The sequence below is a fragment of the Litoribacter ruber genome (assembly GCF_018500185.1).
Taxonomy (GTDB): Bacteria; Bacteroidota; Bacteroidia; order Cytophagales; family Cyclobacteriaceae; genus Litoribacter; species Litoribacter ruber.
Window position 1 is genome coordinate 55,072 of record NZ_JAHBGI010000006.1, and the last position, 25,568, is coordinate 80,639.

At 43.6% G+C, this 25,568-nt stretch carries 27 protein-coding genes and 1 pseudogene; 22 read left to right on the forward strand and 6 right to left on the reverse strand.

Translation table 11 applies throughout. The features are described 5' to 3' along the window. The first annotated feature begins 65 nt into the window (after positions 1-65). From KIH41_RS10325 to KIH41_RS10335, 3 genes are all read left to right on the forward strand, one after another. Positions 66-776 (forward strand): 16S rRNA (uracil(1498)-N(3))-methyltransferase, encoded by a 711-nt coding sequence (locus tag KIH41_RS10325; protein WP_214162349.1) that lies wholly within the window; start codon positions 66-68, stop codon positions 774-776. Then, a complete protein-coding gene (locus KIH41_RS10330) occupies positions 773-1,267 on the forward strand; it encodes a hypothetical protein (protein WP_213946045.1) in 495 nt (164 codons plus the stop codon). The genes KIH41_RS10325 and KIH41_RS10330 overlap by 4 nt, the downstream gene beginning before the upstream one ends. A 146-nt stretch (positions 1,268-1,413) precedes the next feature. Continuing rightward, complete coding sequence (locus tag KIH41_RS10335; RefSeq protein ID WP_213946046.1) at positions 1,414-1,758, forward strand: hypothetical protein; 345 nt, start codon at positions 1,414-1,416, stop codon at positions 1,756-1,758. Here the strand turns inward: KIH41_RS10335 and kdsB are convergent. Beyond that, entirely contained in the window at positions 1,755-2,489 is a 735-nt protein-coding gene (gene kdsB, locus KIH41_RS10340) for a 3-deoxy-manno-octulosonate cytidylyltransferase (protein WP_214162350.1), read from the reverse strand. The genes KIH41_RS10335 and kdsB overlap by 4 nt on opposite strands. 104 nt (positions 2,490-2,593) lie before the next feature. Between kdsB and KIH41_RS10345 the strand changes: the two genes are divergently transcribed. Together KIH41_RS10345 and KIH41_RS10350 are read left to right on the forward strand one after the other, a co-directional pair. Beyond that, positions 2,594-4,441: a CocE/NonD family hydrolase gene (locus tag KIH41_RS10345; RefSeq protein WP_214162410.1), complete on the forward strand. Its 1,848-nt coding sequence runs from the start codon at positions 2,594-2,596 to the stop codon at positions 4,439-4,441. 161 nt (positions 4,442-4,602) lie between these two features. Continuing rightward, positions 4,603-5,148, forward strand: coding sequence for a ferritin (locus tag KIH41_RS10350; RefSeq protein ID WP_213946048.1), 546 nt, complete (start codon positions 4,603-4,605; stop codon positions 5,146-5,148). Positions 5,149-5,192: 44 nt separating this feature from the next. On the opposite strand, the gene KIH41_RS10355 is transcribed toward KIH41_RS10350, so the two are convergent. After that, positions 5,193-7,703 (reverse strand): phosphoenolpyruvate carboxylase, encoded by a 2,511-nt coding sequence (locus tag KIH41_RS10355; protein WP_214162351.1) that lies wholly within the window; start codon positions 7,701-7,703, stop codon positions 5,193-5,195. A gap of 320 nt (positions 7,704-8,023) precedes the next feature. Between KIH41_RS10355 and KIH41_RS10360 the strand changes: the two genes are divergently transcribed. From KIH41_RS10360 to KIH41_RS10405, 10 genes are all read left to right on the forward strand, one after another. Beyond that, a complete protein-coding gene (locus tag KIH41_RS10360; RefSeq protein ID WP_214162352.1) occupies positions 8,024-10,330 on the forward strand; it encodes a putative monovalent cation/H+ antiporter subunit A in 2,307 nt (768 codons plus the stop codon). Positions 10,331-10,332: 2 nt separating this feature from the next. After that, on the forward strand, positions 10,333-10,743 hold the full coding sequence (locus tag KIH41_RS10365) for a Na+/H+ antiporter subunit B (protein WP_213946051.1): 411 nt from the start codon (positions 10,333-10,335) through the stop codon (positions 10,741-10,743). Next, positions 10,744-11,097, forward strand: a complete 354-nt coding sequence (locus KIH41_RS10370) for a Na+/H+ antiporter subunit C (protein WP_213946052.1) — start codon at positions 10,744-10,746, stop codon at positions 11,095-11,097. It abuts the gene before it with no gap. Continuing rightward, complete coding sequence (locus KIH41_RS10375; protein ID WP_214162353.1) at positions 11,094-12,620, forward strand: proton-conducting transporter transmembrane domain-containing protein; 1,527 nt, start codon at positions 11,094-11,096, stop codon at positions 12,618-12,620. Before KIH41_RS10370 ends, KIH41_RS10375 begins: the two co-directional genes overlap by 4 nt. After that, positions 12,617-13,096 (forward strand): Na+/H+ antiporter subunit E, encoded by a 480-nt coding sequence (locus KIH41_RS10380; RefSeq protein ID WP_213946054.1) that lies wholly within the window; start codon positions 12,617-12,619, stop codon positions 13,094-13,096. Before KIH41_RS10375 ends, KIH41_RS10380 begins: the two co-directional genes overlap by 4 nt. Further along, positions 13,093-13,368, forward strand: a complete 276-nt coding sequence (locus KIH41_RS10385) for a cation:proton antiporter (RefSeq protein WP_213946055.1) — start codon at positions 13,093-13,095, stop codon at positions 13,366-13,368. The genes KIH41_RS10380 and KIH41_RS10385 overlap by 4 nt, the downstream gene beginning before the upstream one ends. Continuing rightward, a complete protein-coding gene (gene mnhG, locus KIH41_RS10390) occupies positions 13,361-13,744 on the forward strand; it encodes a monovalent cation/H(+) antiporter subunit G (protein WP_213946056.1) in 384 nt (127 codons plus the stop codon). Before KIH41_RS10385 ends, mnhG begins: the two co-directional genes overlap by 8 nt. Before the next feature lie 234 nt (positions 13,745-13,978). Next, on the forward strand, positions 13,979-15,085 hold the full coding sequence (locus KIH41_RS10395) for a lactonase family protein (protein ID WP_214162354.1): 1,107 nt from the start codon (positions 13,979-13,981) through the stop codon (positions 15,083-15,085). A 178-nt stretch (positions 15,086-15,263) separates the two neighbouring features. Next, complete coding sequence (gene asnA, locus KIH41_RS10400) at positions 15,264-16,298, forward strand: aspartate--ammonia ligase (RefSeq protein ID WP_213946058.1); 1,035 nt, start codon at positions 15,264-15,266, stop codon at positions 16,296-16,298. Between the two features lie 105 nt (positions 16,299-16,403). Next, positions 16,404-16,595, forward strand: coding sequence for a cold-shock protein (locus KIH41_RS10405; protein WP_143961448.1), 192 nt, complete (start codon positions 16,404-16,406; stop codon positions 16,593-16,595). A 58-nt stretch (positions 16,596-16,653) separates the two neighbouring features. Here KIH41_RS10405 and KIH41_RS10410 read toward each other — a convergent pair whose 3' ends face one another. Continuing rightward, positions 16,654-17,730: an o-succinylbenzoate synthase gene (locus KIH41_RS10410; RefSeq protein WP_214162355.1), complete on the reverse strand. Its 1,077-nt coding sequence runs from the start codon at positions 17,728-17,730 to the stop codon at positions 16,654-16,656. Positions 17,731-17,831: 101 nt separating this feature from the next. Between KIH41_RS10410 and KIH41_RS10415 the strand changes: the two are divergent. Next, positions 17,832-19,046: pseudogene (locus KIH41_RS10415) on the forward strand (S-adenosylmethionine:tRNA ribosyltransferase-isomerase). Between the two features lie 20 nt (positions 19,047-19,066). Here KIH41_RS10415 and KIH41_RS10420 read toward each other — a convergent pair. After that, positions 19,067-19,486, reverse strand: a complete 420-nt coding sequence (locus KIH41_RS10420; protein ID WP_213946061.1) for a LytR/AlgR family response regulator transcription factor — start codon at positions 19,484-19,486, stop codon at positions 19,067-19,069. Positions 19,487-20,151: 665 nt separating this feature from the next. Between KIH41_RS10420 and KIH41_RS10425 the strand changes: the two genes are divergently transcribed. Continuing rightward, complete coding sequence (locus KIH41_RS10425; protein ID WP_213946062.1) at positions 20,152-21,093, forward strand: aldo/keto reductase; 942 nt, start codon at positions 20,152-20,154, stop codon at positions 21,091-21,093. Between the two features lie 4 nt (positions 21,094-21,097). Here KIH41_RS10425 and KIH41_RS10430 read toward each other — a convergent pair whose 3' ends face one another. Together KIH41_RS10430 and KIH41_RS10435 are read right to left on the reverse strand one after the other, a co-directional pair. Then, the gene (locus tag KIH41_RS10430; protein WP_213946063.1) at positions 21,098-21,412 is read right to left on the reverse strand and encodes a hypothetical protein; all 315 of its coding nucleotides are present in this window, start codon (positions 21,410-21,412) and stop codon (positions 21,098-21,100) included. 12 nt (positions 21,413-21,424) lie between these two features. Then, a complete protein-coding gene (locus KIH41_RS10435) occupies positions 21,425-21,859 on the reverse strand; it encodes a hypothetical protein (protein ID WP_213946064.1) in 435 nt (144 codons plus the stop codon). A 222-nt stretch (positions 21,860-22,081) separates the two neighbouring features. On the opposite strand from KIH41_RS10435, the gene pdeM reads away from it, so the two are divergent. From pdeM to KIH41_RS10460, 5 genes are all read left to right on the forward strand, one after another. Next, positions 22,082-22,759: a ligase-associated DNA damage response endonuclease PdeM gene (pdeM, locus tag KIH41_RS10440; protein ID WP_214162356.1), complete on the forward strand. Its 678-nt coding sequence runs from the start codon at positions 22,082-22,084 to the stop codon at positions 22,757-22,759. A 61-nt stretch (positions 22,760-22,820) separates the two neighbouring features. After that, positions 22,821-23,696 carry a cell division protein FtsX gene (locus KIH41_RS10445; RefSeq protein ID WP_213946066.1) on the forward strand — a complete coding sequence of 292 codons (876 nt, stop codon included), beginning with the start codon at positions 22,821-22,823 and terminating at the stop codon, positions 23,694-23,696. 3 nt (positions 23,697-23,699) lie between these two features. Next, entirely contained in the window at positions 23,700-23,909 is a 210-nt protein-coding gene (locus KIH41_RS10450; protein WP_213946067.1) for a DUF3098 domain-containing protein, read from the forward strand. Positions 23,910-23,918: 9 nt separating this feature from the next. Beyond that, a complete protein-coding gene (gene truB, locus KIH41_RS10455) occupies positions 23,919-24,626 on the forward strand; it encodes a tRNA pseudouridine(55) synthase TruB (RefSeq protein ID WP_394369805.1) in 708 nt (235 codons plus the stop codon). Beyond that, positions 24,623-25,567 carry a bifunctional riboflavin kinase/FAD synthetase gene (locus tag KIH41_RS10460; protein ID WP_214162357.1) on the forward strand — a complete coding sequence of 315 codons (945 nt, stop codon included), beginning with the start codon at positions 24,623-24,625 and terminating at the stop codon, positions 25,565-25,567. Before truB ends, KIH41_RS10460 begins: the two co-directional genes overlap by 4 nt. The last annotated feature ends 1 nt before the right edge of the window (position 25,568 follow it).

A 25,568-nucleotide genomic window follows, 5' to 3' on the forward strand; every position in this document is an offset into this window, starting at 1 on the left:
TAATTTAAGAATAAAGAGTTTTCAGGTATTTTTGACTATTTTTGAATTCTTTAAAGTAAAAATTTATGCAGCTTTTTTACCATCCAGAGCTTACCTCCCCTACTTTCCAATTGCCGGGAGAAGAATCAAAGCATCTGATTAAAGTACTGAGAAAGAAAGTCGGAGACCAGATTCACTTCACCGATGGAAAGGGCAAAATAGCTCTTTGCCGGATTGACTCCATTTCCCAAAAGAGCACCACCCTACAGGTATTGGAGGAAACCATAGCCCCTGAAAAGCCCTACCAAATCCACTTGGCAATTGCCCCTACCAAAAATGCGGACAGAATGGAGTGGATGACAGAAAAAACGGTGGAAATAGGGCTGGATAGGATGATCCTCATGAAAACGGATAATTCCGAAAGAAATTTCCTCAAGTCCGATCGGTTGGAGAAGAAGGCTGTTTCGGCCATGAAGCAAAGCCTGAAGAGTGTATTGACGGAAATAGAAACCGGTTTGGATTTCAAGGACATCATCGCTGATCCCCACTATGCACCTTTTGAAAAATTTATCGCCTATGTGGATCAAAACATCCCCAATCATCTCTTTGAATTGGCAAATCCCAAAAATAAATACCTAATTTTGGTTGGGCCGGAAGGAGATTTCAGCCCTGATGAGATAAATGCAGCAATTGAGGCAGGCTTCAAACCCTGTTCTCTGGGCCACAGCCGCTTGAGAACCGAAACCGCTGGATTGGCTGCCGTACATACGTTGAACCTATTAAACGAAATATCATGAGAATATTTAAAGCTTTTGCAATCGCAGGCTTGGCCGCATTCACCCTTTCCTCGTGTGACAACAATCAGGACCAGCAGGCTGTAGGAACTGACGGCTGGCTGAAAGGTGACCAAAACGAGAAATTCGAAGAACTCGCCAACCAAATGGGTGGCTTCAGCCGGACCATGGTGGAAGTGGCCTATAGATACAGCGAACTTTATTGGGCGGGCCAGGATGAAAACTGGGACTATGCCGACCACCAGTTAGAGCACCTACTCGAAACTTTGGAAGACGGAATGAAAAGAAGACCGGCCAGAGCAGATAATGCGCAGCACTTTATCGACAATGAAATTGCGATGATGGAAGATTTAATTCTTCAAGGAGACAAAAACGCATTTTTGGAAGGATTCAGGACGTTTACCACCGGTTGCAATTCCTGCCATGCCAAGGAAAATGAGTCGTTTATTACCATTAAAGAGCCTCAGGTGAGAACCTCACCGGTAAGATTTTAATAAATAATTCCAAACAGCTAGCAGTACGAAAATAGTTGGATTATAATTTGTGGGATGTAAAAAATACCCCGATCGCGGTATTGTATGGTGTTGGTTAATTGCGGAAATTTGCACCAGTTATAATTATAATAACTAAACACAAATCAATGCGAGTTTTCAAAATATCCCTTTTTCTAGCTGTTTGGACTTTTATTATTGTCTTTTCTCTTAACATTGCTGGCACCTTCGACCCCATCCATATTGCTGGATACGAAACATTTTTCCTGAAAATGACCTACCCGGTCCTATTGTTTTTGGTGGGAGCTGGCATTTTCAAATACTTTAAGATTCTTACCCCTCCCCTTTTGGTGATCACTACCATCACCTGTTTTTTCTTTGTGGGCAAAGAATACTCCAATATGATCTACCTATTGCCGGTATACCTACTTATGTACTTAGGTGGATATTTTGGCGCAGACTGGTATGAGAAAAATATTCAGTTAAGGGATTAATGCCCCTTTTCTGATTTATAAAATTCAATTGCCTTTCCCAGATCAGCGGGGGTGTCAATTGCAATGGTCTCATGGTCGGTGTAGACCATTTTTATTTTTATCCCTGCCTCCAATAACCTCAGCTGTTCCAGCATTTCAGCTTCTTCCAGATAGGATTTTGGAAGCTGGGTAAATGCGATCAAAGCATTTTTTCTATAGGCATACACCCCGATGTGCCTATATACATTTTTCTGAATATCCTGATTTCTAAAATAAGGAACTGGGGATCGGCTAAAATACATGGAGTAGCCTTTCTGATCTACTACCACTTTTACGGCATTGGGATCATTGTATTGTTGTACATCCTGAATGCCAGTCATCAGCGATGCCACTTGAACTTCATCATCTTCAAATACTACCACTAGCTTCGAAAGGGACTCTGAATCCTGAAACGGCTCATCGCCCTGCACATTTACCACCACATCCCCATCCAGCTCTTTGGCAGCCTCTGCTATCCTATCCGAACCGCTTTGATGCTCCGTTTCACTGAAAAAAACCTTTCCGCCCTCCTTTTCAATCAAAGATTTAATCTCCTGGTGATCGGTCACCACCACTACCTCGTCAAAAACACCTGAGGCCACAGTACTCAAATAAGTTCTCACGATCACGGGTTTCCCGCAAAGGTCTGCCGTTAGCTTGGCCGGGAATCGGGTGGCCGCATATCGGGCTGGGATAAGTGCAATTTTCTTCATAGGACAATTTTAGTGAATTATCCCCAAATATCACTCCTTATCATATTCTTTGGCGTTTTTTTAAGGTTTTTGGTATATTAGATTAGCACAAAATTGAACCCATGATGAAAAAACTCACTTTTGCCTTTTTATTGTTGGTATTGATCCAACCCCTTTCTTTTGCCCAGTCCTATGTACAGGACAATTATGAAAAGAAAGAATATCAGATCCCCATGCGTGATGGGGTCAAACTCCACACCGTAGTCTATTCTCCTAAGGACACAAGTCAGGATTATCCCGTGGTGATGCAAAGGACACCCTATAGCGCTGGTCCTTATGGGGAGGACAAATTTAAGCCTGCTTTGGGCCCTTCCGAAAAAATGATGCGGGATGGATACATTTTCGTCTACCAGGATGTGAGAGGCAGATGGATGTCCGAAGGCGATTATGACAATATGCGCCCGACTGTTCCTTTTCGCAAGGAAGGCATGACGGAAATCGATGAGAGCACCGACACCTATGACACCATTGAGTGGCTCTTGGAAAATGTAGATAACAACAACGGCAGGTTTGGCCAATGGGGCATCAGCTACCCTGGCTTTTATTCGGCTGCCTCACTGCCTTTTGCCCATGAAGCCCTAAAAGCTGTTTCGCCTCAAGCGCCAATTGGTGACTTTTATTTCGACGATTTCCACCACAATGGCGCCTACTTCCTCAGCTACTGGCTGGCGACCACGGTCTTTGGCTATCAGCACGATGGCCCAACAGATAAGGCCTGGTACGAAATGGTAGACCCAGGGACGAAAGACGGTTACCAGTTCTTCATGGACATGGGCCCCTTGAAAAATGCTGACAAATATTATAAGGAGGATAATTTCTTCTGGACCCAACTCAAGGAAAATCCTGATTACAATGAATTTTGGCAAGAAAGATCCATTATCCCCCACCTGAAAGAGGACATCAAGCCTGCTGTGATGGTAGTAGGTGGCTGGTTTGATGCGGAAGACTTATACGGTTATAAGACTATCGAAAAGCATAACGACAACTACAACACCATTGTGATGGGACCGTGGTCTCATGGAGACTGGGCACGGGAGCGGGGTGTTCAGACGGTCTCCAATGTGTATTTTGGGGATTCCATTTCAACCTGGTATCAGGAAAATATTGAGTCTAAGTTTTTCCACCATTTCCTCAAGGGTGATGCAGATGGCCAAACTGACCTGCCTGAGGCTTACATGTTTGATACAGGGAAAAAGGAATGGTTCACCTTTGACACTTGGCCGCCAAGTGAGGCTGAACAAGTCTCCTATTATTTCCATGCAAATGAAAAGACCAGCCGCGACAAACCAACTGGAGAAGGAAAGGAAACATTCACCTCGGATCCCAACAAACCCGTCCCCTACAGTCAGGACATCAAACTTAATTTCACACCAAGAAAATACATGGCCGATGACCAGCGTTTTGCCGCACGTCGTCCTGATGTGTTGGTATTTGAAACTGAGGTATTGGAGGAAGATGTCACGATGGCGGGAGAAATTTTCGCCAACCTGATGGTTTCCATCACCGGAACCGATGCCGATTGGGTGGTAAAGTTGGTGGATGTATATCCGGCCGATACGCCTAACCATGACCACGTACAGGACGGCATGCAAATGGGCAACTACCACCAGATGGTGCGTTCGGAGGTGATAAGGGGTAGATACAGGGAAAGCTTCTCGGATCCAAAGCCTTTTACACCAGAAGAAGTGACAGAAGTTATATTCCAATTACAGGACGTACTTCACACCTTTAAAAAGGGTCACAAAATCCAGTTCCAAGTTCAGAGCACATGGTTTCCCCTTATTGATCGAAACCCTCAAAAATACGTGGACAACATTTTCAAAGCTGAAGAAGAGGACTTTATAAAGGCTGACCATACGGTCTATTTCTCAGAGGAGCATCCTTCCTATATCCAGGTTCAGGTAATAAAATAACCAAAGACAATTTATTTAAATTAAGTATAAATTAAATCAACAGAATATTATTCTAAGATATTTAATTATACCAATTCCAAATTAGCAGAAACAGAACTATTAAGCTTAATTTTTGATTAGTTTTGTTAATATCATTTGGAACAATTAAACATTAATCACATATGAAAGGTAAAGAAATAGTAACTCTGAAGCGTTCGCTTCTTCATGATACGGAAAAGCACCTCAACAAACAGATTGAGATGGAAGGCAAGTCTTCAGCTTACTACCTCTCAATGGCATCTTGGTGTGACATGATGGGTTATGCCAACGCAGCGAAGCATCTTTATGCCCACTCCGAAGAGGAAAGACAGCACATGCTGAAAATTTTCCATTATATCAATGAAGCGGGGGGACACGCCATCCAGCCGGCTATCGACAGCATTCAGCATCACTTCAACTCTTTGAGGGAGGTATTTGAACTGATCTTGGAGCATGAGATCCAGGTAACCAAATCGATCAACAAGATTGTGGACCATTGCTTTGAGGTTAAGGATTTCGCCACGTTCAGCTTTATGCAATGGTATGTCACCGAGCAGAGAGAAGAGGAGACCCTGGCAAGAAGAGCATTGGAAATTTTCGACATCATTGGAGAAGCGGGTATTGGTCTTTGGACAATTGATCAAGAACTTGGGAAACTTCACAACCTCACCAACGAAGGTGGGATGTAAAGTAAAAAGGCTGCCTATCAACAGGCAGCCTTTTTTTATTGTGTTTAAGCAGCGTTCCTTGCTGCATTGATGATTCCAAACATTGATCGCAGGATTAACCGCTGATAAACTTCCTCATCTTTCAGCTCAGGATTTTCAAGCAACTTCTGTATTCCATACTGCTGAATGGTGATCAAGGGCAACACGATCCGTTCTCTAATGGCGATTGAACTTTTAATCACCGGCGTTTCCTCCAATAGGGAATTCATCCCGCTCACTTCCAAGATGTACTTTAGTGACTCTTGGTATTCCGAATGCATTTTTTTCCAAAACTCTCCATATTCCTTATCCTCCGATAAATACTTCGTGGCTTTATAATTGGACTTGGCCATAGACTGCATACTGTTTCCAAGCAGGGTCCTGAAAAACAGGGAATCCTGAAACAGTTTTTTCACATCTTCCAGCTTCCCTTCTTTTTCCATGGTGGAGATGGCATTTCCGATCCCATAAAACCCCGGGATGTTCTGCTTCATCTGCGCCCACGCCCCTACAAATGGGATGGCTCGAAGATCATCAAAGGACATCCCCTCATCTTTGTTGCGCTTCACGGGACGGGAACCAATATTGGCCTCACCAAAATATTTCAGGGGCGTGATGTGCTCTAAGTAAGGGACGAATTTGGGGTGGTTTTTGAAATCCTTATAAGCATCATAGCTATACTTGGCCATTTGCTCTAGAATTTCCCGCTGCTCATTGGACAACTGCTTTTCGGGGGTTGGATAAAGATGGTTTTCCAAGCCGGCACTCAGTAACTGCTCCAAATTATAGGTACAGGTGATTTCCTTTCCATAATTTGCGCTGATGGTTTGTCCTTGGATAGTAACCTGGATTTCCTCATTTTCAACCTCAGTACCAAGGGAAGCATAAAAATTATGCATATTTCCACCACCCCTTGCCGGCGGTCCTCCCCTGCCGTCGAAGAACACCACCGCTAGTCCAAACTCCTTCGAGACCTTGGTCAACTCCTCTTTGGCTCTCAAAATCGACCAGTTGGCTCGGATATACCCACCATCCTTGGTGCCATCCGAAAAGCCCAACATGATGGTCTGTTTCATGGACCTATTCTTCAAGTGCTTGGAGTATCGCTCATCCTGATAAAGACTGCGCATAATCCCAGGGGCATTGGCCAAATCATCAATGGTTTCAAACAAAGGCACAATATCCAGCGGCAAGCCACCTTCCTGCGGAAAAGTCAGCAGGGCTAAACGGTACACCTCCATGATATGCAATTCAGATTGACAGTTGGAAATTATATAGCGATGCAGGCCCTCCTCCCCATTCTGCTGTTGAATCAACGGAATGGTTTTGAAGCTTTCTACCATTTCTTTATGGAAATCATCCTGATAACTCTCCGGCAGGCTTTGAGTAGAAAACAATTCTTCCATGGTAGGCGGCTGATCAGTATTCAGAATCTCCTTCCAAAGACCATCATGTTTTCGGCTGTCTTGGCGTACATCCATGCTAGCAAAATGGAACCCAAAGATTTTGATCTTCAAGATATACTCATCAAGCAGGTCCAAGAAGAGGCCATTGTGATAGGTAATTATCGCCTCTCTGGCTTCATAAAGTTGGCCAAGAAGCTCCTCTTTTTGAATGGGATTTTCCTGGTCGGCAAAAAGGGACTGATAAATATCACCCTCAACTTTTAGTATAATCGGCTCCACCTTTTTGAAGCTCAACCTTCTTCTAAGCTTTCTGATATCCCTGTAATAACACTTGAGAATCCACCTCTGCAACCTGCTTGCAACCGTTTTAGTAACCTCATGGGTGACAAATGGATTTCCATCCCTGTCCCCTCCTGGCCAAAACCCGATCTGGAAAAGCTGGGGATTATCCCAATCATGGATGGAAAGGTTGAGCTGTTTCAAGATCCTGAAGATGATATCGGGGATGCTGAAGTAGAACACATTTTCCAAATACCAGAGTAAACTGGCAGCTTCCTCTTCAGGTGAGGGCTTACTTTTATTGATAAAGGCCGTTTTTCCGAGCTGCTGTAGGTACAGGTTGATATGTTCCAGGTCATTGGATTCGATGGCAGACTCAAGGTCAGTGATGATCCCTAGCACATTTCCGGGATAAAACTGAGTGGGGTGAGCTGTCAGGGTGATCCGGATGGAAAAGGTTTTGAGCTTTTCGATAAGCTTTTTTCGGTTGCCGTCGGCTTCAGTCCGGGCCACCAAAGCCCTCATACTGCCCTTGCCATTGATTTCGTTGATCTTTTCAAATGCCGCATCCTCGATGGAATCAAAAAGGACGACTTGTCGCTCCACATATTGGATGAGCTGAAAAAGCACATCGTGTCTCTCCTTTTCACTTTTCGACTGTAGCATTTCCTCAAAAAACTTTTCAATGATTTCCTTGGGGCTCATCCCTTTTTCAAGGCCCTTTTCACAGGCGGACCCCAAAAGGGGCAACAGGGTCCCCGTCTGATAAATATCATCGAAGGGCAAATCGAGAAACAAGCTATTGTAGATGGTAAAGCGTTTGCCCACCTCTATTTCATAAGTTGATTTCATTAGTTTAATAGGTTAGTGTTTAGATGAAGTTAATCAAAATGCTGCTTTTTTTGAATTATTTTGAAAAAGTACCCTCAAATAAAATTTCCGGTTTCCTCCCCTGAAAAACAACCTGTTCATTTTCAATGTTTTATCCAATAAGCTTTAAATCTTAGCTCACCGATCATCAAAAGCCAGATTAAGCTTCTCATATAATTTTTGTATTTTGCAAAGAAGCAAAGGCAGGTCCCCAATGGATTTTGCTTAACAAAATAGCTTTTACCGATTTGATTTTCAATCATTTGCCTTATCCATTTTAAATAGAATTAGAAAACATCTATATGCTCCTTTCTGTTTTATCAGGATTTCTATTAGCAGCCTGTTTGCCTGTTATCGGCAAACAAATTAAAGGGAACTTATCCATTCTCCTTTCGGCCCTTCCGGTTATTCTGTTTATTTATTTCCTCAGTTTTATCCCAGGAGTAGCCAACGGTGAAACCTACCATTTTACCTACAACTGGGTCCCTCAGCTTGGGATAAATTTCGACTTCCATTTAGACGGGCTTTCTCTTCTGTTCACCTTGCTGATTACCGGGATAGGCTCGCTTGTCTTTATTTATACTAGCTCCTATTTGAAAGGGCATGTTTATTTGGACAGGTTTTATGGCTACTTGGCCATGTTTATGTCATCCATGCTGGGGCTGGTGCTATCAGACAATATCATTACGCTTTTCATTTTCTGGGAATTGACCTCCATCAGTTCGTTTTTCCTGATTGGTTTTAACAATGATAGTGAAGCATCAAGGAAGTCTTCCCTCTTGGCTTTGGGTATCACCGGATTCGGAGGACTGTTTCTTCTGGCGGGAATGATTCTACTGGGCTATGTCACGGGAAGTTACAGCATAGTAGAGCTAATGGGCCAAACGGAGCTCATCCACAACCATCCCTACTTTGTCTTGATCTTGTTTTTGGTATTCATGGGTGCGTTTACAAAATCCGCCCAGTTCCCATTTCATTTCTGGCTTCCCGGCGCCATGAAGGCACCAACACCTGTTTCCACTTACCTACACTCAGCCACCATGGTAAAAGCCGGTATTTACCTACTGGCTCGATTTACTCCTGTACTGGGTAACCATGAGTATTGGAATACCACGCTGATAATCATAGGTGGGGTCACCATGCTGTATGCGGCCATTCATGCGGTTTTCAGATTGGATCTGAAAGGTATCCTGGCCTACAGTACCATTTCAGCGCTTGGGGTATTGGTATTTCTCATCGGACTGGGAACGGATGATGCGCTTTTGGCGGCATCTGTCTTTATTCTGGTCCATGCGCTTTACAAAGCAACCCTCTTCTTGGTCACAGGGATCATAGATCACGAGACAGGAACCCGCGATGTCAGCCAGCTTTCAGGATTGAACAAAGTAATGTTACCGGTGGGGATTGCTGCAATATTGGCGGCCATTTCCAATGCTGGTATACCACCGTCCTTTGGTTTTTTGGGAAAAGACCTGATTTACGAAGCAACCCTTCACTACGGTGACTGGGCAATTGTCCTTACTGTCGCAGCTGTTCTTACCAATATTTGCCTCCTATTTGCCGGTTTTCTAGCAGGGATCAAACCCTTTATAGGAAAGTTACCGCAGAAATATGAAAAGCTCCATTTACCAAGCCCCCTGATGTACATTCCCCCAATGATCCTAGCCGGACTTGGGATTGTATTTGGGGTTCTGCCCATGATCATTGATTCTCCACTAATCAAGCCAGTGGCTGCGGCTATTTTGAACACCAGTCCAGATTTTCATTTGGCCTTATGGCATGGATGGAGCGTTGTTTTGCTCTTGAGCACCATCACTATAGGGGGTGGACTTGGGTTGTATTTTATCCTGAAACCATCTGAAGGCCTTCTGGCTAAAGCCACCCGGTTTGAGCCTATCTCGCCGATGAGCATTATCCTTCGATGTACCAGAATCTTTGAATCTACCGCCAAGGGAGTTACCTACGTGCTGCAAAACGGCTACCTGAGATATTACGTGATTGCTATCTTGACTTTCTTATCCGTCCTTTTGGCCTATAAGATTTTCAAGGGCATTGATCTGTATGTCAACTTTGGGAAACTCACCGAAATCACCCTATACGAAGCCATTGTGCTGGCCATCATGGCGGTTTCCATTGTTTTCACCGTCTTTACTCGCTCTAGGTTGGTGGCAGTGGCGGCTATGGGGATCATCGGTTATAGCATCTGCCTGATTTTCCTCTTCTACTCGGCACCGGATCTTGCCATGACGCAATTTTCTATCGATACCCTTACCGTCATTCTATTTGTACTGGTGCTTTATAATTTGCCCAAATACCTCAAATTATCGGACACGGGTTCCAGGGTGAGAGACGGCATGTTGGCTTTGATTTTTGGCGGACTCATCAGCTTGTTGACCCTTGAAGTGTTGAATGAGCCATTAGAGAGAGAGATTTCTGCCTATTATGCTGAAAACGCCTACACTCTTGCCAAGGGAAAAAATGTCGTAAACGTGATCCTGGTAGATTTCAGGGGGGCAGATACCATGGTGGAAATCATCGTACTTTCCATTGCGGCCATAGGGGTTTTCAGTTTGTTGAAGCTCAGACTTAAAAGCATTGAAAAAGAATAAGCATGAAAACAATCATATTTAAAACGGCATCGAGCTACTTACTGCCTTTGTTGCTATTGTTTGCCATATTTATTTTACTCAGGGGCCATTATTTGCCGGGAGGCGGATTTGTTGGAGGTCTTATTGCAGCGATAGCTTTCGTGATCCACTCCTTTGCCAACGGAATCGAAAAAACCAGGGGTATCATCAAATTCCACCCGGGATTTCTCATGCCTATAGGTTTGGCTTTGGCACTTATAGCAGCCATTGCGCCTCTTTTCACAGGGGGAGCCTTGATGACGGGGCTTTGGTTTGAAAACCCAGTGCCTGTGATAGGCATGGTTGGATCCGCCCTGTTTTTCGACATTGGGGTTTTTCTGGTTGTGGTGGGAGTTACCTTAACCATTATCTTTACTATTTCAGAAACTATATAAATGGAGTTATTACTGGTCATAATTATCGGGCTACTGTATGCGGCAGGCATTTACATGATGTTGCGGCGTAGCTTGGTCAAACTCATCATCGGCCTCATCCTGCTGGGCAACGGGGCCAACCTGCTGATTTTTCTTTTGGGAAGAATTGTGAAGGGAAAACCACCCATCATCGATGATGCCTCATACGTGCTGGCGGAAATTTATGCCGATCCAGTGCCTCAGGCGTTGATCCTTACCGCCATTGTGATCAGCTTTGGTCTGCAGGCCTTCGCCATCATCCTGATCAAAAGGGCCTATAAGGTGGTCAAAACAGATGACCTTGATGAAATGAATGCAACTGACGAAGATTTATGAGCAACCCTTACATAATTTTACCAATCATTTCCCAGCTGTTTACAGCCATTCTTTTGATGTTCTTTTGGACACAAAAGAACACCCAAAAGGCTATCAGCGTAATTATGAGCTTGGTCACGCTGGGTATTTCGGTGTGGCTACTCACCATAGTGCTAAAAAACGGAATCCATGTGACCCAAGCGGGAAGCTGGGAGGCCCCTTTTGGAATTACCTTTATAGCGGATCCCTTAAGTTCGCTAATGGTACTGTTGACCTCACTGGCAGGATTGGCCGTATCGATCTTCTCAGTGGGCAGCGTACGCAATGCGCGGGTACGTTTTGGCTATTTCCCGATATTCCATTTTCTCCTTATGGGATTGAATGGCGCATTTTTGACAGGGGATATTTTCAACCTCTACGTCTGGTTTGAAATCATCATCATTTCCTCCTTCGTTTTGATCACCCTGGGAGGGGAAAAAGCCCAAATTGAGGGTTCTATCAAGTATGTGACCATGAACCTGTTGGCTTCGGCCATATTCCTGACTGCCATTGCCATCCTCTATGGTCTGGTGGGAAGCCTCAACATGGCGGATCTTTCAATCAAAGTCGCTAATTTGGAAAACCGTAGACTGGTGAATGTTACGGCCATTCTTTTCTTTGTTGGTTTTGGTATCAAATCGGCTGTTTTCCCCTTGCACTTTTGGCTTCCTGCCTCCTACCACACTCCTCCCCCGGCCATTTCGGCCATTTTTGGAGGATTGCTGACCAAAGTGGGGGTATATGCCTTACTGCGTGTGTTTACCCTCATTTTCGTACCGGATGAATTTATGATCAACCTCATTAGCTGGGTGGCGGGGCTCACCATACTCACCGGGTGTATTGGTGCGTTGATCCAAAATAACATCAGAAAGGTGTTCAGTTACCTAATTGTGGGCCATATTGGGTATATGATTGCCGGCTTGGGCATGTTTACCGAGGCAGCCCTTATAGGAACCGTTTTCTATTTGATCCATGATATCATCGTGAAGACCAACCTGTTTATGGTCAGTGGTCTGATCTTCAAAATTAAGGGTACCTTTAGCATGCGCAACTTAGGCGGGCTGTATAAGGAGTATCCAAAACTTTCCCTTTTGATGGCAATTCCCATATTTTCACTGGTAGGTATTCCGCCGCTATCAGGTTTTTGGGCCAAACTCTTCTGGGTAGAATCAGGTTTTGCTATTGAGAACTTTATGCTGGTGGCCTTCATCATTGCAGGAAGTTTCTTGACTTTGTTTGTGATGGCAAAACTTTGGGCGGAAGTATTCTGGAAAGATGGGGACAAATTGCCGAAAAAGATCAATGTGAAATATTTCTGGGAGCTGAAGCCTCTAAAAAGAACCGCCATGGTTTTCCCAATTGTGTTTTTGTCCTTGATTTCCCTTTATATCGGACTTGGCGCCGACCATGTGATCCAACTGAGCACCATTATCGGAAAGCAGCTAATGGATACCACGCCATATATTGAAGCAGTTTTGGGACCTATAAATGAATCGCAGCCATGATAAAGACCAAATTACTCAGCAATATGTTGCTGGCCATCATATGGGTTTCACTTACCGGGAATTTCTCCGCCGAAGGATTCGTATTCGGCTTCCTGTTAAGTTATATCCTACTTTGGCTGATTTCCACTTCCCGCAGGGATGACAAATACTTTACCCGCGGGCCCAAAATTATTGCTTTCTTTTTCTTCTTCATCTATGAATTGGTCAAGGCCAATTTGCAGGTAGCCTATGACGTGATGACGCCACGTTATTATATGAAGCCCGGGATAATCCGTATACCGCTTACTGCCAAAACAGATCTTGAAATCACCCTGTTGGCCAACCTAATTACCCTCACGCCGGGCACCTTGAGCTTGGATGTGTCTGATGATAAAAAGGTACTATACGTTCATGCCATGTATGTAAGTGATAAGGAAGCATTCATTCACAGCATCAAGAATGGCTTTGAAAGAAAACTATTAGAAATTTTGCGATGAGTCTATACGAATATCTATACTATATCATATTGCCGCTACTGGCCATATCCATCCTGATCATCTTTGTTAGGTTTCTGAAGGGCCCTACCTTATCCGATCGGGTTGTGTCGCTGGATCTAATCATTACCACTGGGATAGGCATCATTGCTATATACAGCATCCATACCAACCAGCCCACCTTTTTGGATATTGCCATGATTTTGGCGCTGATTGCCTTTTTGGGTACAGTGGCCTTTTCTTATTATTTGGAAAAAAGAGAAAAAAATGACTGAAATCAGTATCGCTATATTGTCCACCTTAGGTGCCGTCTTCATTTTCCTTGCCGCCGTCGGCGTGGTAAGGATGCCCGACCTCTATTTGAGAATTTCTGTGACCACCAAGGCAGCCACCTTGGGAATTGGCCTGATCCTGATCGCGGCAGCTTTTTACTTCAATGACCTTTCCATCACCTCAAGGGTGCTGGCCATTATCCTTTTTATGCTTTTGACTGCCCCGGTGGGTGCGCACATGCTGGGAAGGGCCAGTTATTTTACTGGCGTGAAGATGTGGAAAAATTCGGAATATGACGACCTGAAGGGTAAATACCACCCCAAAACCCACGTACTTTCTTCCGAAGAAGAGCCGGATGACGTGAAGAAAAAGGTCTAAAAAGCTAGTAGATCAAAGTGGAAAAGCAATGGCCAAAAAATGGCCACCCAGGACACTAAGTTCTAAAGAAGTTACTCAAAGCCTCTTTGGCGCTAAATGTTTAAGAAAAGTGTCAAGTAAAATTAGAACCTGACAGCAGGTTTGGAGACCGCACGTACATCATATATCTAATTAATAAGAGCAGTCAGTCGGATGCTCTTTTTTTTTGGCTAAAATATTGGTTGACAATAAGTCATGAAATCATTTTTAACCATAATCATAGCACTGCTTATGACACATTCAGCCATCGCTCAAGATAGCTTTCTGGCCTTGGTCGGTACCTATACCGAAACCGATAAGCAAGGAATAAACCTTGTGCGCTTCCATTCCAATCGAACTCCAGAAATCGTATCGATAGCCACCCATATAGAAAACCCCTCCTTTGTAATCTCCACTAAATCTGGCAACCGCGTCTATGCCGTCCAAGAGACAGATAATGGCCAAGTCACTTCTTTAAAGTTTGATTCCATAAACAACAACCTTGTAAAAATAAACACAGTCTCCTCAAACGGAGCTGCTCCCTGCTACCTCACCCTTGACCCCTCGGAGAAGTTTCTTATAGTTGGTAATTATGAGGGGGGAAACCTTTCAGTCCTTCAGATCGGAGAAAATGGTGAGTTGTTGAAAACTGTCCAGACTGTTGAGCATTCGGGAAGCAGTGTAAACGAGGAAAGGCAGGAGGCTGCCCATGTGCATTCGGCGGTATTCCATCCCAATGGCAGACAGTTGTTCGTGGGTGATCTGGGAATCGACAAAGTGAAAGTTTATGATTTTGATTCAACCACCACCAATCCGCTTACCCATTCGTTTGATATTGAGGTAGCCCCGGGATCCGGACCGAGGCATTTGATATTCGATAAAACAGGAGACCATCTTTATCTGATACATGAGCTTACGGGGGAGGTTGGGCATTACCAAAATTCTTCCGGGAGTGCTTACGAGCATGTTGGGAGCCATTTATTGAGTGAAGAGAATTTTTCTGGCGAACAGGGAGGTGCCGAAATCAGAATCACCCCTGATGGCTCTTTCCTTTATGCCAGCAACCGCGGAGAAGCCAACCAGTTGACAGTTTTTAAAATTTCGGATGATGGAAAGCTGGAGGCCATTCAAAGAATTGGGGTAAACGGGGAGAATCCAAGAAACTTCTTATTGTCCCCCGACCTTTCGCAGATTTTGATTGCCAACCAGGATACCGATGAAATTGTGTTATTTGAAAGGGATCAAACATCCGGAAAAGTCTCCCCTACTGATTTTACCCTTTCCATCCCCAAGCCCGTCTACATCTTCCCACTACCTAAATGAGGTTGATCCATTGCAAAATTTTCAATAAGAGTCGGTAAAAATTACCGACTCTTTATTTTTTATCCAAATCTTGATAATTTATTCAAAAATTTATGCTTTTTATTATGATTTAATCAACAAACAAATACCTTTGTTACATATTAAGTATCTTTTCAACCCATTCATTAAAAATAACACAATGGAAACAGCAGAATTAACCCAGTACAAAAGTCTTCTAGGAAGGCTAGACACAGAGGAAGCCATTGAATTGGTAAAGACAACTTTTTTAAAATCCCTTCGCCGAAACCTTAATCTTGTCAAGATTAGCTCCCCTTTGGCGATAGTGGATGGCACAGGGATAAATGATGATTTGAATGGCATCGAAAGACCTGTAGGATTTCCTATAAAAAACCAGTCTGAAAAGAAGGCTGTGGTGGTTCACTCTTTGGCCAAATGGAAAAGATGGCAATTGGCTGCACTCGAGATTTCTGCTGGAAAAGGTATCATTACCGATATGAGAGCCTTGAGACCTGATGAGGACTACTCTCCTATCCACTCGCTTTATGTGGACCAGTGGGATTGGGAAAAACACATCAAGCCTGAGGAAAGATCGATAGACTACCTAAAGAAAACCGTGACCAAGATTTATCAGTCCATTAAAACCACGGAGCTGGAAGTGTTTGAACAATATCCGGACATCACCCCTATCCTACCCGAAGAGCTCACCTTCATCCATAGTGAGGATTTATTAGCAGAATACCCGGACCTGTCAGCAAAGGAGAGGGAAACTGTAGCGGCTAAAAAATACGGCGCTGTATTCCTGATCGGAATCGGAGGCAAGCTAGCCAACGGTGAACCCCATGATGGTAGAGCTCCTGATTATGATGACTGGACCACCGAAAGCGAGGATGGAAAAAAAGGGTTAAACGGAGACATCCTGGTTTGGAACCCAATTTTACAGCAGGCATTTGAAATCTCCTCTATGGGTGTTAGAGTTGATGCGAAAGCTTTGAAACATCAACTTCAAATAACTGATAGTCAGGCTCGAGAAGGATTATTATTCCATAAAACATTGCTGGAAGGAAAACTTCCAGAAAGTATTGGAGGTGGAATAGGACAATCCCGGCTTTGCATGTTTTTGCTACGAAAAACACATATAGGAGAAGTTCAGACAGGGATATGGCCTGCAGAAGAAGTAGAAAAATGCCAAAATGCAGGCATATTCCTCATGTAAATCCCATTCGAGAATTGCAGAAAAAAAATATTTTTTTTCATTACTTGATGATAATTAAGAAACATTGCTTACCTTTGAATCATTATAAAATACAATAACAATATTATGAACACAGGAAAAGTAAAATTTTTTAACGAATCTAAAGGATTCGGTTTTATCATTGACGATGAATCTTCTAAAGAATACTTCGTACACATCTCTGGATTAGTTGACGAAGTTAGAGAAGATGACGATGTAACTTTCGACCTTAAAGAAGGAAGAAAAGGACTTAATGCTGTAAATGTAAAGTTGGCATAACATATAACATTGAAAGTGCAAAAGCTGCTTAACTAAGTTAAGCAGCTTTTTTTTATGCCTATTTTTCGGGTAGCACCCAACTCTTGCTATCACTGTAACTCAAAAATCCTGATTCGATGGTGAGAGGGGAATCGATATTGTTGTGATAAAGCTGACCTGTACCCAAACCTTGGGGCATATGCGGCCGATACAAACTTGTTAATTGATAAATGGCATTCAGTCCAATGTTGGATTCCAGGGCAGAAGTCATCCACCAGCCAATATTCCGCCCTTCTGCCAGATCAATCCATTCCTGGGTATCCCAGATTCCACCCAGTAAAGTGGGTTTTAAAATAACATAGGGTGGTCTGATAACATCCAGCAGGTTAGCTCTCTGCTCTCCATACACACCGATCAACTCTTCATCAAGTGCAATATCAACCGGTGACTCCTCACATAATTTGGCCATTTCCTGCCACTGCCCCTGCCGTATGGGCTGCTCAATGCTGTGCAGCCCGAATTCTGCCAATTTATCCAACTTTGCCCTGGCTTCACCCACGGCAAATGCCCCATTGGCATCTACTCTCAAAGTAATCTGATCTGGGCCAAAGCTATTCCGAATATGAGCCAAAATCCTACACTCCTCTTCAAAATCAATGGCTCCGATTTTCATTTTGATACAATCATATCCATCCCGGAGTTTTTGATCAATCTGCTCCAACATAAACTCCCTATCCCCCATCCAGATCAGCCCGTTGATTTTGATGGGACTTAGAGGCTGGGTATTCTTTCCTGCAAAAAGATTTGCCCGTCCGTTTATCAAGTCCAAGATGGCCACCTCAAAAGCAAACCGCACACTGGGGTGATCATGGCTCACATGCTGTTGCAAAAAATTCAAAACCCCATCCACGCTTTCAGGAAAGTCCAACTCTTCAAACTTCAAGGCATAGGCAGAGATTACCTCTTGAAGATTCTCCAAGTGATCCAAACTCAACTTTGGCAAAGGCCCTGCTTCACCCCAACCTACCCGACCGGGCAAACTGGGACTTTTAGCTTTGATAAAATAGGATGTCTTGGTTTTAAGAACACCACGAGATGTCCCTGCTTCAAATTTAAAATCCAAGGTATAAAGTATGCACTCAAATTCCAGTTTCATAGGGGAAGTTTCCATTTGGTTTCGGCCAACAAGCACTCAGAATATTTTGAAAGCCTATTTATGTCTATATTTGCCCTGAAATTACAAAATTAAGTTTATTCATGTCCGATTTAGAAAAGGTTAGGCTGTCCGATTACCATTACGAACTTCCAGATGAGAGAATAGCAAAATTCCCCCTGCCCCAGCGGGACAGCTCCAAGTTGCTCCATTTTGAAGACGGAGAGATCGCACACCACCGTTTCGACCAAATCCCCACCTTGATACCCGAAAACAGCCTGCTGGTCTTCAACAATACCAAGGTGATTCCTGCCAGACTGATTTTCCAAAAAGCCACCGGGGCGAAGATTGAAATCTTTTTGCTTAAGCCCTATTCACCATCACTCGAAATAAACCAGATCATGGCAGCCCGGGAAGAGGTGGCCTGGGAATGTATGATCGGCAATCTGAAAAAATGGAAAGAGGGTGAAATTCTTCAAGGAAAAGTTCAAATAGATGGTGAAGAGACGGTTATTGAGGCCAACTTAATTGACCGGGAATCCAGAAAAGTTTCTTTCAAATGGAATTCCAATCATCCGTTTGTATCTGTCGTGGAAGCCACCGGGGAGGTACCTTTGCCTCCTTACCTCAATAGAAAAGCAACCGACGAGGACAGACCACGGTACCAGACGGTCTACAGCAAAAAAGAGGGCGCGGTAGCCGCACCGACTGCCGGGCTTCATTTCACCCCTGAAATCCTTGCCCAATTAGAAGCTAGGAATATTTCACAGGAGTTCCTGACCCTGCATGTGAGTGCCGGCACTTTCCAACCTATAAAAGAAGAACTGGTCAATAACCACCCCATGCACAGCGAACAGCTGATCATTGGAAAGTAGACAATCATAAATTTACTTGGCAGCTATAAGAATATTATTGCGGTGGGCACCACAAGCATAAGAACATTGGAGAGTCTCTATTGGTACGGGGTAAAAATTATAAATGGAGATACGGATTTTTTCATACCAAAACTTTTCCCCTACCAACATGCCGAGTTGCCGACTTATAAAGAGAGTTTTCAGGCTATTTTAAACCACATGGAAAAATCCAATCTGGAGGAAATAGTAGGCAGTACGGAGATTTTCATCCTGCCGGGATATTCCTTTAGAGTTTGCAATGGCCTGGTGACCAATTTCCATCAGCCAGCCAGTACCTTGATCCTTTTGGTGGCCGCTTTCTCAAAAGGCAGATGGAGAGAGATTTATAACACGGCACTCAATAATGACTACAGATTCCTGAGCTATGGAGACAGCAGTTTATTATGGCACAAAAAAAACCGCTGAAAAGCGGTTTAAATTTTCTCTTATTCTTGGCCTCCCGAGCCAAGTTTATTGATTCCATTAATCAATTTTTGATAGTACGTTCTACCTACAGGTACCTTTTCGTCAACGATTGTGACTTCCTTAGGAGAGATTGTGTTGATCTCATCCACCCTGACAATGTAAGATTTATGAATTCTAATGAAATCCACTTCCGGCAATACGGCTTCAAATTCCTTTAGGATATTCCTCAGGGAATAAACCTTGGTGCGGGTTACTAAAGTTGTATAATTCCCATCACCTTTGAGCCAGAGAATATCAGAAAACTTCACTTTCGCCAAACTTCCTTTATCTCTTACAAATAAAGCGTTTTTGATTAACAGGTTACCGTTGTCATTAAACGCTCCATTACCGTTTGAACTTCCATTGCCATTTTTTTGGTAATCTTTCACCAGCTCTTTCATATTTTAACTTTAATCGTCAATTTCCGACCTCTCTCACCATTTTAAACAAAACAAAAGCTAATTGTTCTAAAATTCAGGTACTTATTTAATCAGGTCTCCTTTCGAAGAGGGCCACACTAGACAATTAATACCTTGTTCAAAATATATGTTTAAAACAAATTTAACAAGAAAATCTACTGTAACCACGTTATTTCAGCATTTATTGAATAATAGCACACAAACGGAATAAATTTGTAATTCAACAGCAATGAATTAAATAAGCTTAATTTTTTGTTCAATCAGCTGTTTAATTTTTTAAACACATTTCTAAACACAAATGTTCAGATGGCCTAACCAAACTTTCCCCCTTCCACTATGATAATCAATCAGATATCCTAATAAATGGTTAGGCCTTCACATTAACCTTTCCAAATCCGGTATAAACGACAATTCTAAGTAAACGTATAACTATACTGGTTAAAACTCCGCAAAAATATTACTCAAACATCAAAAGTTCAACTTTAAGGCACCCAAAATGAATCAATATGATTTTTTCAACAACATAGGTAAGTATACACATAATCCCACCAAACTCCATTGAGTCCAAGACTTAATACTATCACCTGCAAAAATTTGTATATTTTTATTATCTTAACACCCTCTAAACAATATTCAACTGCAGGGCAATGACGGAAACCAATAAGACTCACCACATAATTTACGGCTGCATGGGACTTGGGGGCAGTTGGGATGATTCCCCATTGGAGAAGGAAAACATTGAAGAGGCACGAAAAGCAATCCATGCGGCACTGGACTGTGGCATCAACACTTTTGACCATGCTGATATTTACAATGTGGGGAAAGCTGAACTGGCTTTTGGAGAAATCCTGAAGGAAAATCCCGGATTAAGGGAAATGATCAAGATACAGTCAAAGGCAGGGATCTCACTCGGCACCGCCGGAGGCTTCAATACCTACCATTCATCCAAGGAATACTTTATCAGACAAATCGACAAAAGCCTTAAAAACCTACAGACGGATTATCTAGACACCTTCCTCATCCACCGCCCTGATCCCCTAATGGATGTGGAAGAAATTGCCGAAACCTTCGATTATCTAAAGTCCGAGGGACTGGTCAAAAGATTTGGAGTAAGCAACATGTCTACATCCCATATTCAGCTGCTTCAGTATTATTGCGACATGCCTATCACGGCCAACCAGATTCAGTTTAGCTTAAAACACGCTGCATTAATCGAAGAAGGACTGACTTATAACATCACCAAGTTTTCCCAAAACGGGGTCGGCGACTTCCTACCATTTTCCAAACTTCACAATATTGAAATCCAGGCTTGGGGAGCATTGGACAATGGGCTGTACCTGAATGATAACGACCTGGAAGAAACCAAGGCAGTGAAAAGGCTACTTGAGAAGCTAGCTGAAAAGTACGACACCAACCCGGCAGCCATATTGGTAGCTTGGATCTTACGGCTACCCTATAACATCAAACCGGTCATTGGCTCCACTAAACCACAGAGAATCCAGCGGTGTGCTGAGGCTGCAAAAGTGAATTTAAGTCGGGAAGATTGGTATTTGCTGTATGTCACAGCCAGAGCGGATTCACTTCCTTAATGGATTAATAAAGTTGTCCCACATCTTTTAGAAAGCGCCCATACACGTCTTTTTTCTTTACCTGAACGGGATGGCAAGATATGGCCTCCTCAAAATTATTATAATCCACACTTTTCACAAGTTTGACCAGGATATCAGCCAATTCCTGCTTGGCTACCAAAACATGGTAATATCCCGACTCATCCTTTCCATCCGAAATCCGGTTTAAGTCTACCATCCCCTCAAAATCCTCCCGGCAAAAAGCCTTGACAATCACTTTGCCCACTCCGCTTTTTGCGGTTTCGATCAATACGAAACCATTTGCTGATGCTATCCACATATTTATACTTTTTTACTCCCCGTCAAACGCTCTCCGGAGTCCTTTTAAAATCGCCAAAACGACTTGTATTTTTATCAAGAATTTAAAATGGCCACTTTCAAAACTCCGCCCCTGCACGGCCGTGGCCAAAAGCCTGAAGCAAACCATAGGGTCCGGTTTTGAAATGGCATCCAGTTCACACGCTTCCACCGTGATCTCACCTTGGTCAAATTCCGCACATGTCACAAGGCCCAAAAATGCCAGATCCTTATAAAGCTCCCACGCAAGATCATTGAAATCACACAGCAGCTCTTGGTTTAACCCCACAGTGATCCTGCTCATTTTTTTTGCCCTTTCAAATTCTGATTCCATAAGCGGAATATACTTGAAAAGAATTCCTACATCGGTCTTTTGCAGACTGGACCAATGGTTTTCCAGGATGTGGGGTTGAATAGGAAGAACTGACATATATCGGAAAGCTATAGAAAATCAATAGATAAATATTTTACTAATTTTCAGCCAAAACAGTATTGCTAGAAAAATCAAGAGTGGTTGAATACAAATTTACCAAACTTGTCCCCCTCAGGACAATACCCCGATCGGGGTATTTTTCATGTTTTTTGGTTTTTTTTTCTAATTTCACCCGGCTGGAAACCCAATTTAAGATGACCGGTACCGTTATATTTATTCATGCAAAAATTGGACACACAAACCCCATACATCACCACCTCAATAGGTTCGCCTCTTTATCTGCTCAAAGAAAAAGCCGCCTATTGCCCCGCCACGAACAGCCTATTCATAGCAGACACGCATTTTGGCAAAGCCGGGCATTTCCGAAAAGCGGGGATAGCGGTGCCCGAATCCGTCCATTTGGAGGATTATAAAATTATCGAAGAGCTGATACATACTTACCAGCCTGCCAATTTCTATTTTCTGGGAGACCTGTTTCACAGTGACCTAAATGCCCAATGGGTTAGACTGGAGGAATTTTTGGAGGGATTTACCGAGGTGAATTTTATACTCATCAAGGGCAACCATGACATATTGCCAAAAAAAATCTACCAGAGTTCTACCATCAAAGTCATCGATCAGCCTTTGGAGCTGGATCACTTGATCCTCAGCCATGAGCCGATGGAAGATCTCAAGGAGAGGAAAATAAACCTCTGCGGACATATACACCCGGGATTTTCAGCGGGCGGCAGCGGAGCCAGGAAAATCAAGGTCCCCTGTTTCCTCCATCGGCCCGGCCAACTTATACTGCCGGCCTTTGGCAAGTTCACCGGGCTCTATAATGTAACCGCGGAAATCGCCGATCGACTCTTCCTGGTGACCGGTACCAAAGTGATTCTTTTCAATTTAAACCCATAAGGTTGGTTTAATCCATATACCTGATTAATTTTGGGAAGACATACATTCTTAATCTACCTCTATGAAGAAAAAAAAAGTCGGGAGCTTTAAATTTTTCGGTGTGCTGTTCAGCATCACCCTTTCCCTTTTCATAGTTGGACTTTTTGGCGTCATTGTAATTCAAGCCAAAACGCTCACCTCCATAATCAGAGAAAACATTGAATTGCAGGTTTTTTTGAACAAAAACATTTCTGAGGAGGAAAAGAAAAAAATCGGCACCTGGCTGGAATCCCAACCGTACGTGTTGGCCAAAGACGGGGACAAAAGAATTAACTTCACTTCCAGCGATGAGGCCGCAGAATCCTTCCTTGCCGACACCGGCGAAGACTTTAGCAAGTTTCTGGACGACAACCCACTTCGGGACAGCTATACCCTTGCCATTGCAGAAGAATACCAGACCTCAGAGCAGATTGAGGAAATCGTGGAAGAAATCCATAGCCTCAACGGGGTATTTGAGGTGACCTACATGAATGACCTGGTGGAATCCATCAATCAAAACCTCATGAAAGTCAGCCTAGTGATGGGAGCTTTTATACTAATCTTGGTGCTCACCGTGATCATGCTCATCAACAACACCATCCGTCTCGCTTTATTTAGCCAGCGTTTTCTTATCCGAAGCATGCAGCTTGTCGGGGCTACCAGGGGCTTTATCAGAAAGCCGTTTTTGGGAAGGGCCTTCTTCTTTGGGGCATTGGCCGGAATCTTTGCCTCCGCACTCTTGTTGGGGCTAATAGAGTACGCCAAGGCAAACGTGGACGGATTCGGCGCATTGCAGAATTACGAGCTGCTGCTCATTCTTTTTGGCGCCCTCATCATCTCGGGAGCGCTGCTGTCCGTACTGAGCACCCTCAGGGCGGTAAACAAATATTTAAATATGACATTGGACGAATTATATTAAATCATGAGTCAGAACCATTTCCCTTTTGAGAAAAAGAATTATCAATTGATGTTGATCGGCATAGCCATCATCACATTAGGCTTTGTGATCATGGGACTCGATGGCGAGCCGCATGGTTTCGGTTTTATGGGTCTTACCTTGGGCCCGGTAATCGCGCTTTTTGGCTTTCTTTTTGAATTTTATGCCATCTTTTACAAACCAAAAAAGCAATAATCACCCCTGATGGCTTACTGGCCATTTGAAACCAAGATAATGCAGGAAGAAAAACCTTTTGAAGCTGTCTACCTCATCAACAAACCGTATGAATGGACTTCCTTTGACGTAGTCAAAAAAGTCAGAAACGCTCTTAAAATCAAAAAAGTAGGCCATGCCGGTACCTTAGACCCCTTGGCAACCGGCCTGCTGATAGTTTGTGCGGGAAAGAAAACCAAAAGCATCGACACCTATCAGGCACAGGAAAAAGAATACACCGGCACGTTCGTTTTAGGCAGCACCACCGAGTCTTTTGACCTGGAAAGAGAAGTTGTACCGGTAGCCGATCCTTTACACCTGACCCTGGACCAGATCAAGGGAGCAGTGACCGAACTTACAGGGGACATTTTGCAGATTCCCCCTATGCACTCAGCCATCAAAGTGGACGGTAAAAGGGTTTATGAATCCGCCCGAAAGGGAAAAACCGTACAAATGGACCCGCGACCGGTGACCGTATCCGAATTTGAGATCACCCGCTGCCAACTTCCAGAAATTGACTTCAGAATTGTTTGTACCAAAGGAACTTATATCAGAAGTCTCGCAAGGGATCTGGGCGAAAAGCTGCAGGTGGGCGCATATATGTCCAAACTTACCAGAACCCGTATCGGGGAATTTAAACTTGAACAGGCTGAAAATGTACTTGAGCTTGTCGAAAAAATTAAAAAGGAAAGAGAATGAGAATATATGAAGGTCTTGACAATCTTCCTGAAATTAAAAATGCCGTAGTCACTAGCGGCACTTTTGACGGAGTGCATTTGGGCCATCAGAAGATTCTTTCCAGAATTAGGGAAATTGCGGATCAGGTGCAGGGCGAAACTGTCCTGATCACTTTTTGGCCACACCCCAGGCTGGTTTTATATCCCAATGAGCACAACCTCCGACTGCTTTCCACTTTTGAGGAAAAGTCCAAACTGCTGCGGCAATTTGGACTCGACCATTTGGTGACCATACCTTTTACGAAGGCTTTTTCTCAGCTTACTTCCGAGGAATTCATCCAGAAAGTATTGATTGAAAAGCTCAAAACCAAGAAACTGGTGATAGGCTACGACCACCGGTTTGGCAAAAACCGGGAAGGTGGCTTTGAGCACCTCAAGGAAAATATCGACAAATATGGCTTTGAACTCGAGGAAATCTCCCGCGAAGACATTGACCAGGTTGGCATTTCCAGCACCAAGATCCGTAAGGCCCTGGAGGAAGGCCGAATCGAAACGGCAAACGAATTCTTGGGCCGCCCCTATGAGCTCAACGGGATCGTCATCAAAGGCCAACAAATCGGCCGGTCGATAGGTTTTCCAACTGCCAACATCCATATCCCTAACGATTACAAACTCATACCCAGTGATGGAGCGTATGCCGTGACGGCTTCTGTGAGAGAAAACCAGTATGAGGGAATGCTCAATATTGGCAACCGCCCCACCGTGGATGGGCAGTCCAAAACCGTAGAGGTGAACCTATTCGGCTTTTCCGACAACCTGTATGACGAGCGCATCAGCATAAACTTTATCCATTACTTGAGACCCGAAAAAAAATTCGCCAATTTAGAAGCCTTGAAAGCACAGCTTAAGGAAGATAAAAAGTCCGCAGAAGATATTTTTAGGCATTTAAACCCAAATAAATAAA

Coding starts and splice junctions, on each gene's coding strand:
- KIH41_RS10380 (WP_213946054.1), top strand. CDS start 12,617: ATGATAAAGACCAAATTACTCAGCAATATGTTGCTGGCCATCATATGG.
- KIH41_RS10385 (WP_213946055.1), top strand. CDS start 13,093: ATGAGTCTATACGAATATCTATACTATATCATATTGCCGCTACTGGCC.
- KIH41_RS10345 (WP_214162410.1), top strand. CDS start 2,594: ATGAAAAAACTCACTTTTGCCTTTTTATTGTTGGTATTGATCCAACCC.
- KIH41_RS10450 (WP_213946067.1), top strand. CDS start 23,700: ATGAGTCAGAACCATTTCCCTTTTGAGAAAAAGAATTATCAATTGATG.
- kdsB (WP_214162350.1), bottom strand. CDS start 2,489: ATGAAGAAAATTGCACTTATCCCAGCCCGATATGCGGCCACCCGATTC.
- KIH41_RS10410 (WP_214162355.1), bottom strand. CDS start 17,730: ATGAAACTGGAATTTGAGTGCATACTTTATACCTTGGATTTTAAATTT.
- KIH41_RS10430 (WP_213946063.1), bottom strand. CDS start 21,412: ATGTGGATAGCATCAGCAAATGGTTTCGTATTGATCGAAACCGCAAAA.
- asnA (WP_213946058.1), top strand. CDS start 15,264: ATGGAAACAGCAGAATTAACCCAGTACAAAAGTCTTCTAGGAAGGCTA.
- KIH41_RS10335 (WP_213946046.1), top strand. CDS start 1,414: ATGCGAGTTTTCAAAATATCCCTTTTTCTAGCTGTTTGGACTTTTATT.
- KIH41_RS10395 (WP_214162354.1), top strand. CDS start 13,979: ATGAAATCATTTTTAACCATAATCATAGCACTGCTTATGACACATTCA.
- KIH41_RS10420 (WP_213946061.1), bottom strand. CDS start 19,486: ATGAAAGAGCTGGTGAAAGATTACCAAAAAAATGGCAATGGAAGTTCA.
- KIH41_RS10445 (WP_213946066.1), top strand. CDS start 22,821: ATGAAGAAAAAAAAAGTCGGGAGCTTTAAATTTTTCGGTGTGCTGTTC.
- KIH41_RS10330 (WP_213946045.1), top strand. CDS start 773: ATGAGAATATTTAAAGCTTTTGCAATCGCAGGCTTGGCCGCATTCACC.
- pdeM (WP_214162356.1), top strand. CDS start 22,082: ATGCAAAAATTGGACACACAAACCCCATACATCACCACCTCAATAGGT.
- KIH41_RS10355 (WP_214162351.1), bottom strand. CDS start 7,703: ATGAAATCAACTTATGAAATAGAGGTGGGCAAACGCTTTACCATCTAC.
- KIH41_RS10360 (WP_214162352.1), top strand. CDS start 8,024: ATGCTCCTTTCTGTTTTATCAGGATTTCTATTAGCAGCCTGTTTGCCT.
- mnhG (WP_213946056.1), top strand. CDS start 13,361: ATGACTGAAATCAGTATCGCTATATTGTCCACCTTAGGTGCCGTCTTC.
- KIH41_RS10405 (WP_143961448.1), top strand. CDS start 16,404: ATGAACACAGGAAAAGTAAAATTTTTTAACGAATCTAAAGGATTCGGT.
- KIH41_RS10425 (WP_213946062.1), top strand. CDS start 20,152: ATGACGGAAACCAATAAGACTCACCACATAATTTACGGCTGCATGGGA.
- KIH41_RS10460 (WP_214162357.1), top strand. CDS start 24,623: ATGAGAATATATGAAGGTCTTGACAATCTTCCTGAAATTAAAAATGCC.
- KIH41_RS10435 (WP_213946064.1), bottom strand. CDS start 21,859: ATGTCAGTTCTTCCTATTCAACCCCACATCCTGGAAAACCATTGGTCC.
- KIH41_RS10350 (WP_213946048.1), top strand. CDS start 4,603: ATGAAAGGTAAAGAAATAGTAACTCTGAAGCGTTCGCTTCTTCATGAT.
- KIH41_RS10370 (WP_213946052.1), top strand. CDS start 10,744: ATGGAGTTATTACTGGTCATAATTATCGGGCTACTGTATGCGGCAGGC.
- KIH41_RS10325 (WP_214162349.1), top strand. CDS start 66: ATGCAGCTTTTTTACCATCCAGAGCTTACCTCCCCTACTTTCCAATTG.
- KIH41_RS10375 (WP_214162353.1), top strand. CDS start 11,094: ATGAGCAACCCTTACATAATTTTACCAATCATTTCCCAGCTGTTTACA.
- truB (WP_394369805.1), top strand. CDS start 23,919: ATGGCTTACTGGCCATTTGAAACCAAGATAATGCAGGAAGAAAAACCT.
- KIH41_RS10365 (WP_213946051.1), top strand. CDS start 10,333: ATGAAAACAATCATATTTAAAACGGCATCGAGCTACTTACTGCCTTTG.